The organism is Glaciecola sp. HTCC2999, assembly GCF_000155775.1.
In the GTDB taxonomy this organism is placed as follows: Bacteria; Pseudomonadota; Gammaproteobacteria; order Enterobacterales; family Alteromonadaceae; genus Opacimonas.
In genome coordinates this window covers 3,431-6,026 of the sequence record NZ_DS989816.1, presented here as the reverse complement: position 1 = coordinate 6,026, position 2,596 = coordinate 3,431, and the positions used below count along the sequence as shown (strand labels likewise).

Genomic DNA, 2,596 nt, shown 5'->3' with positions numbered 1-2,596 from the left:
TAAGCATTATTTGGGTGATCTATTTGAGGGCCCAATGACTTCACACTCAAACAAGGTAAACAAGGCTTCTTATATATTTTAGTGTTTTCTAGTGTCATTGCTGTTTTTTACACTGTGCTAATGATAGTTACTCAACATCAGTAGTTTATTTCTGATTATTTATTAACGAGCAATAAAAAAGGCGTATCTCATATGAGTCACGCCTTTTTATTTTTTAACCGTACCTAAATAGACAGTGGTAAGTGCTTTTCTATTATTTAGTTAAGTAAACAATCTCAGCGTCGGCTGTCAATGCATCTACAAATGCTTGATAGCTGTTTTGAGCACGCTGGCCTGTCATACGATTACGTAACTGTTCACCTAACTCAGTATCAGGCGTAGTTACGTCATTGACGGCGACTAACTCAACCATTGCAACATCACCAGATGGAAGCGTCACAGCAGCTTGAGCGTTACTTTGGGATAGTGTGAAAAGCACCTCTACTGCAGCAGAGTCAATACCTTCTAAGCCCTCTCTCGGCACACTAGATAATTCAGTCAGTGCTAGTCCTTGCTGACTTAATAAGTTAGCTTGTTCTTCACTTGATGCAGCAATCACTTGGTTCACATAAGCCAGTGCAGCCTCTTGAGATTTTTGAGTCGTCAAAGCCGTTACCACTTGTTCTTTTACTTCCTCAAGACTACGTGTACGCTGCGGTTCGTATTGTGCTATTCGCATTACCAATACATGCTCATCGTTTAGCTCAATCACATCAGAGTTCATGTTTTCTTCAATAAATTCAGCAGAAAATGCGTTCGCTAATACTGCACTATTATTTAATGCTGGCGGAACGTTACTTGCTGAAAATAATGGCGTTTTGACAATGGCTTTATCAACAGCTGAAGCAACATCCTCTAAGGTATCAGGCACTTCAAACGCTAGTTCAGCCATGGTTTGTTGCTGAACAAAAAATGCTTCTGTCGCTATTTCCAGCTTGACCGCTTCAGCGATCTCATCTTTTACATCGACAAAAGGAGTCACCTCTGCCGGAGTAAAATCCGTTAATGTAATTAAATGAAAACCAAAATCAGTGGCTACAATATCTGAAACATCGCCAACATTTTCTAGTGCTAAAACAGCCTCATCAAAAGCAGGATCTAAATCACCAATAGTAATAAACTCTAAATCACCACCATTTTCAGCACTAAATGTATCATCAGAATATGTTTTTGCTAGTTCTGCAAAATCTTCACCCGCATTAAGCTTAGCTTGCACTTCTGCGATTTTTGCTTCAGCAGCTGCGGTATCGTCACCTGATTCAATCAAAATATGCGATACACGACGTTGTGCTTCTGTGCGATAGTTTGCAATATTAAACTGATAATACTCTTCAATTTGCGCATCAGTGGCATTAACGCCATCCATTAAATCAGACACCTTCAATTCAACGTATTCGATACTCACTTGCTCTTGAGTATCATATGTATCAATGTTCGTTTGGTAATAATTAGTGATATCTAGATCAGATAATTCAATAGTGTCTGCAAAGTTAGCTGTTGGGATCGTTGCGTATTTTACATCGCGCGTTTGACGACCTAAATTTAACTGTGTAATGACTTCATTTGGGACAACAAAATCGGTCGCAAGTAGTGCACGTGACAATTGTTCTTTTGTCATTGTGTTACGCATATAATTTCTAAAATCATCAACTTGGAAACCTGCTTGGCGTAATACTGCCAAATAACGATCATTGTTAAATACACCGCCTACTTGAAACTCCGGCATACTTAATATGGTATCTTTAATTTGTGTGTCCGATACTCGTAAACCTAACGCTTGTGCCTTTTGTTCAACAAGTTTATCTGCCACTAGGCGCTCAAGGATCCCTTGACGAAAATTAGCTAAGTACTCTGGATTAGCAAACAAACTACTGATCCCTTCACCAAATTGTGATTCTAGACGTGCGCGTTCATTTTGATACGCTTGATCAAGTGCACGAGCTGAAATATCTTCGCCATTCACTTTTGCTGCGGCTGTATCTACAGGCGAAGCTAAGTAACTGCCAACACCAGCAAATACGAAACTTAATACAATTAACGCTACGATAATCATAGCCCAAGGACCTTGTAGTCCTTCTCTCATTCTCTCTAACATAAGTTCTGCCAACTCCGTGAGGATGTTATTGTTAAAATTTTAGCGTTGCATGATAAACGAATATGCACATTATCGCCACTGATTACGTGGTGTTTAGACAATAAAAAAGGCTCTAAAAAGAGCCTTTTTCAAGATGAAGTCGTTTGTATTAGTTACAAGCGTCTTTAAGTGCTTTACCAGCTTTGAAAGCAGGTACTTTAGCAGCTGCGATCTGAATTTCTGCACCAGTCTGTGGGTTACGACCTGTACGAGCTGCACGCTCACGTACTTGGAAAGTACCAAAACCAACTAGTTGTACTGTACCATCAGCTTTTAGTTCTGCAGTCACTGCTTCAATGAATGCGTCTAACGCACGACCAGCTTCAACTTTTTTAATATCTGCTGCATCAGCAATTTTTTCGATTAGTTCAGATTTGTTCACGTAAGATCCCCTACATTTATTTTATGAAATTATAAATTTGT

At 39.3% G+C, this 2,596-nt stretch carries 2 protein-coding genes; both read right to left on the bottom strand.

Going from position 1 to position 2,596, the window contains the following annotated elements:
• Positions 1-253: 253 nt before the first annotated feature.
• On the bottom strand, positions 254-2,134 hold the full coding sequence (locus G2999_RS10895; protein WP_010181790.1) for a SurA N-terminal domain-containing protein: 1,881 nt from the start codon (positions 2,132-2,134) through the stop codon (positions 254-256).
• 148 nt (positions 2,135-2,282) lie between these two features.
• Positions 2,283-2,555 carry an HU family DNA-binding protein gene (locus G2999_RS10890; RefSeq protein ID WP_010181788.1) on the bottom strand — a complete coding sequence of 91 codons (273 nt, stop codon included), beginning with the start codon at positions 2,553-2,555 and terminating at the stop codon, positions 2,283-2,285.
• Positions 2,556-2,596 lie beyond the last annotated feature (41 nt).